Consider the following 4779-nt stretch of genomic DNA (forward strand, 5'->3'; position numbering starts at 1 on the left):
GCGCTTAGGCACGCCCTTGGCGGTGCGCTGTTCCTTCGCCTGGGTGCTGGAGACGGCCAGCCTGCTTCGTGCCATCGTCGGGCCTCCCTTGGGTGGAGCTTGAGGCTGCCCCTGCCGAGGCGACCAGCAACGGCGCCGCTCAGATTTGCCTTGGTTGCCTTCTCGTAACCGTATTCTTAACGATCGAGGCACGGCCCGCTCGCGCGGCGCCGGGCCTTTTTCGTTTTCGGGACCTCTTGCCACGACGATCTGTGAGCCTAAGATTTCGCGTGCTTATGGTGTCCCTGGGGAGGATGACATGCCATTCTCGCCGCTAAGCGATCCGGTCGATCTCGCAAGAGCAGAAAGCGCACTGCAATCAGCTTGGGAGGAGCTTCAACTCGCTTCGCCTGAACCTCTCTCTGAAGTCGATCGTACCAGGCTGGCTTACATTATTGCCGCGCTGTCTGCGGTTGCCGAGGATGAAGACGACCTGCGGCGACGAGCGGTGGCGCGGTTCCGGCAAACCAAGGTTGCATAATTCAGCCCGGTCTCGCTTCGGCGGGGCCGGGCTTTTTCGTTCCGGGCCTCGGGAACGATTCGACCCGCTGTCCGTTCGCGAGTCGTTGCGTTGTGGGGTTGCGTCAGATGTGTGCGCGTCGGGTTCTTCGGGCCGGGCTGGGTGTCGATACGGTCAAGGGACCGGCGCGGCGGAAACGGCTTGAGCGCGATCTCTTCGTCGATCCGATGCCAGATCGCGTCGAACCATGTCTCGCGCAGCTCCAGAGCAAGCCGTCGATTGGCGAGGACTGAGCCTTCGAGGTGAAATGGGACGGCTATCGTCTCGCGATCCACATCGTCGGCAAGCGCGTTCGGATCATCACCCGGGGCGGCTTTGACTGGACGCCTCGCTTCCCGACCATTGCGCACGACGCGCTGGGGCTTGGGCTCGACAGCGCCATTCTCGACGGCGAGGCTGTCGTGCTCGACAAGCGGGGCGCTGCCGACTTCGGAGCGCTCCAGAAGGCGCTAGGCGGCCGGGGCGGGAAGCGCTTCGCCCCGGAAGCCAGTCTCTACGCGTTCGACCTGCTTTATTTCAACGGACATGATCTGCGCGAGCAGCCGCTGACCGAGCGGCGGGAGATGCTCGCCGACGTGCTGGCTGCCCAACCGCATGCCTCGATCCGTCTCAGCGAGGAGATCAACGCGGACGGCGCTGYCTTCCTCGGGTTGGCCTGCGAGTTTGGACTTGAGGGCATCATAGCGAAGCGGCGATCGGCACCTTATCGATCCGGTCGGGGCGGCGACTGGCTGAAGATCAAGTGCATCCAGTCGGAGAGCTTCGCCATCATCGGCTATGAGCCGTCGCCAATTGCCCTCGGCGGCATCGGGCGACTGCTCCTGGCCGCACGCAAGGACGGCGAGTTGGTTTACGTCGGTGGCGTCGGAACCGGTTTCACACGAGCGACCGCCACTGTTCTCCGGAAGCAGATGGACACGCTGATCATCGACAAGCCGGCGGTCACCATGCCGTCGCGCAAGAGGACCTATCGCTGGACGCGGCCGGATCTGGTCGCCGAGATCGCGTTGCGCGGCTGGACCGATGACGGGAAGCTTCGGCATGCCTCGTATAAGGGTCTGCGCGAGGATGCCGACGAAGCCTCGATCTTTGAAATGAACTCGTAGCGGCTGCGGACGGTTGATCCTCCGAGAGAGGATCGACGATGGCTCACGATGACGGCCGACCGAAGACAAAGCGCACCGCCCGATCAATTGCTTGGGTCATGATGCCATAGCATTGACTGCTGCAATTCTGTCCGCAGCGGTTGCGGTCGGATGGGTCTGGCGGAGCTGAGCCGCACAGCTTTGTACGGTCACGAACAATTTTCATCACCGTGGAACAAGGGTCGGCCGGCGGCAGTTTTCGTCGCGCAACCGTTTCCGTCCCTTTTGCGGTTGTGGTGGCTCCTCTGCCAAGATGATCACCAGAAGCGAGCCGGTTTTCCACCCCCCCGGCCGACCGGCTCGCTTCTTTGCCTTCGATCGGAGAGCGAGCCGCGGATGTACCGGCCGCTTCCGATCGAGGCCTTGGGCCCTCCCCAATCTAGGTCGCGCTCTTGAGCCGCCCGTAGCGCTCGATTTCAGCGCGGAGGAAGGCAACAGCGGCCTCGCCTCGTTTGAATTTCATGCTGCCGGGGCTGCCGTCCAAGGCGTCGTTCCGCTGCGCCAGCGGCAAGCCAGCCAAGTAGCGCACCTCGCATTCGTGCTTCCACTCTTCCGACCAGGTCGAGACCTCGCGTCCRGCGAGGATGGAGAAGACGTGCGGCGGGTTGTCCGGTGGGAACGGCATAGCGCCGAATTGCCAGATTCGCGCTCAGCCGAACATGTCAGGGCCGCGCTTTCCTCATTGCATGCACGAGTTCGTAGTGTTCATGGGTGTCGCCACGCGACATGAGGTTGCATACGTAAAGGCGCAAATCATCYCGCGCATTTCAGAACAAATTACCGACCGCGAGCGATTATCCCGGAATCCTGGCGGCAGATCGTTGTTGAACGCGGAGCGCTATGCTGCAATGCAGTAAAGCACAGTACCGCAAAGATGATCGCGTCCCGTGACAATCGGCTCCCCGCGGCGTGGGATGCCCAATAAAGTGGATCCCTGCGATATGCCTTTCGACGGCGTTGAAGAGAGCGAGATCGCATCGGCGCTCGACAATTTGTTAAATGCGCCTAGCGCTCGCATTTCCGAACGAGGCGCGCGCTTCCTTCGGTATGTCGTCGAAAAGACGGTCGCGGGAAAAAGCTTCCAATTGAAGGCCTACACGATCGCGGTGGATGTCTTCGGCAGAGGTGTCGACTTTAATCCCGCCAAGGACGCGATCGTTCGCAACGAGGCTGCCCGCCTGCGTTCGGCGCTGGCTCTCTATTACGTCGTTGATGGCGCCGCGGAGAACGTGGCGATTCACCTGCCCGTCGGCGGATACGTACCGCGCTTCGAGCGCCGTCAGCCGAAAGCGCCCCGGACTTCGGGCAGGAACGAGACTCTGGTCCGGGCGGGGCTTCGGCCGATGCCCGCGCAAGCGCGCCCGGAAGAAGGCAAGCGAGGCCCAGTGCACAAGATCCCGATCATCGTGGTGAGGTCAGCGCCCGGTGAGGGAACCCGCGATGCATCGTCTCGCGCGATCCGCTCGGTTGTTGCCGCTCTCGTTCCCTATCACAGCCTGCGCGTCGCCAGTCTGGAGCCTCACAAATCGTTTGAGGAAATCGTAACGGCGCTGTGCCCCAGCGGGGCGGGCAATATCTATGTCCTCGACATCGCCGCCGATGTCGAGGACCGAACGCTGCGATGCCAATGGATATTGAGCGAGCACCGGTCAGGTCTCATTCTCGCGTCGCGCGAGGAAATCGAATCCGCCGGCGCTTCCTCGATGATGGCAGCGGAGAAGGTCGTCGGCGAAGCCGTCGCGAGGGCGATCGGGCAGCGCTGGGGCATCGTCAATGTGAATGAGCGCAAGCTCCACCCGGACAAGCATCAGGACGCCTATAGCTGTGTCGTGCACGCCGTCACTTACCTAGCGAATCTCGACGACGCCGAGCAGAAGGATATCCGGACATGTCTCGAGGCAGCGGTCAGGGACGAGCCGTTTTACTCGGACGCCTGGGCGATGCTGTCCTATATCCAAATGAACGAGATTCGAGGTCTCTACGCCCGGCCGGCCGAGAGCGGCAGGATCCTGCAGGAAGCCCTCGGCATGGCCGATGAAGCCATCCGCGTCGCGCCGCACTCGGCCCTGGCTCACAGCATGCGCTCGACAGTGCTGTTCGCCATGGGGAAGTTCGAGGAATTCGAACGGGCCGGCCGGCGGGCCATAGACCTGAACCCCGGATCCGGCGAGCATCAGTTSACGCTGGGCAATCGGCTCTATGTCATGGGTCGCTATGAGGAGGGGGCCGAACTCGTGCGCTCTGCCAATGCGCGCGAGTACTATCATCCGGCGATGTCATATGGTGTCCCGATCCTGGAGCTGTATCGCCAGCGCGACTACGAGGGCGCCTTGCGGCTGGCCTCGAACCTCAGCATCGATGAGAAATATTATTTCATGCATGTCATCCTGGCGGCCGTCTGCGGGCAGCTTGGCGCCGTAGCCAGGGCAGAGACGCATCTTCAAATCCTGCGCCATTTGAGGCCTAATTACGCCGCCGAATTCCATATCGACTGGCGCGGGCGAAAGTTCCAGGAAGATTACATCGCCCATATTGTGGAAGGCCTGGGCAAGGCCGGGTTCGCCGTCACCGACACTCGCGCCGGCTCTTAAATACCCGCATAAATCGCGAATCGCTTTCGCATCTCGCCTGCTGCCTTCAACTGCGCATCTCGTCAAGAGGTGTCAGGAGCACATCCTGTCGCAGCTCTGGTCAGACGTTCGAAACGTGTTCAGTTCCGCCCCAGGTCGCTTTTAGCTGCTGCGACCAGGGGGACGGAACATGCTCGATCACGACATCATAAGTAAGATGGCTCTCATCGTCCGCGGGGAGACGAATTTGCGAGCCGGGTGCTCTGCGCTAGCTATTGCCTGTGCCGTTTGGTCGATCGCGCCAGCCCAGGCGCAGGGCGTCTCCAATGACCAATTGTTCAAATTGGTCACCGATCTGCAGGCCAAGCAGAGGTCGCTTGAGATCAAGCTGAAGGCCGCCGATGCGGAAATCTCGCGGCTGAAGGGTCCAGCGAGCAGTAGAGGGGCCCCTCAGTCGCGCACGCTCGTCACGAAAGGTGACGGCCACATGCCGGCCGCCCAGCGC

The 4779-nt window shown here is 62.1% G+C and carries 4 protein-coding genes and 1 pseudogene; 4 read left to right on the forward strand and 1 reads right to left on the reverse strand.

Going from position 1 to position 4779, the window contains the following annotated elements:
- Window positions 1–298: 298 nt before the first annotated feature.
- Window positions 299–520, forward strand: coding sequence for a hypothetical protein (locus tag AB4Y99_RS25795; RefSeq protein WP_441525334.1), 222 nt, complete (start codon window positions 299–301; stop codon window positions 518–520).
- 107 nt (window positions 521–627) lie between these two features.
- Window positions 628–1665 (forward strand): annotated as a pseudogene (ligD, locus tag AB4Y99_RS25800) (non-homologous end-joining DNA ligase).
- A 418-nt stretch (window positions 1666–2083) separates the two neighbouring features.
- Here ligD and AB4Y99_RS25805 read toward each other — a convergent pair.
- The gene (locus AB4Y99_RS25805; RefSeq protein ID WP_441525335.1) at window positions 2084–2329 is read right to left on the reverse strand and encodes a DUF7696 family protein; all 246 of its coding nucleotides are present in this window, start codon (window positions 2327–2329) and stop codon (window positions 2084–2086) included.
- 316 nt (window positions 2330–2645) lie between these two features.
- Between AB4Y99_RS25805 and AB4Y99_RS25810 the strand changes: the two genes are divergently transcribed.
- Both AB4Y99_RS25810 and AB4Y99_RS25815 read left to right on the forward strand, forming a co-directional pair.
- The gene (locus AB4Y99_RS25810) at window positions 2646–4295 is read left to right on the forward strand and encodes a tetratricopeptide repeat protein (RefSeq protein WP_441525336.1); all 1650 of its coding nucleotides are present in this window, start codon (window positions 2646–2648) and stop codon (window positions 4293–4295) included.
- 169 nt (window positions 4296–4464) lie between these two features.
- Window positions 4465–4779 (forward strand): hypothetical protein (locus AB4Y99_RS25815; protein WP_441525337.1); only part of this gene is annotated, 315 nt, incomplete at its 3' end.

It is taken from the genome of Allobosea sp. TAB14, assembly GCF_052113865.1.
Lineage (GTDB): Bacteria > Pseudomonadota > Alphaproteobacteria > Rhizobiales > Beijerinckiaceae > Allobosea > Allobosea spartocytisi.

Coding starts and splice junctions, on each gene's coding strand:
- AB4Y99_RS25795 (WP_441525334.1), top strand. CDS start 299: ATGCCATTCTCGCCGCTAAGCGATCCGGTCGATCTCGCAAGAGCAGAA.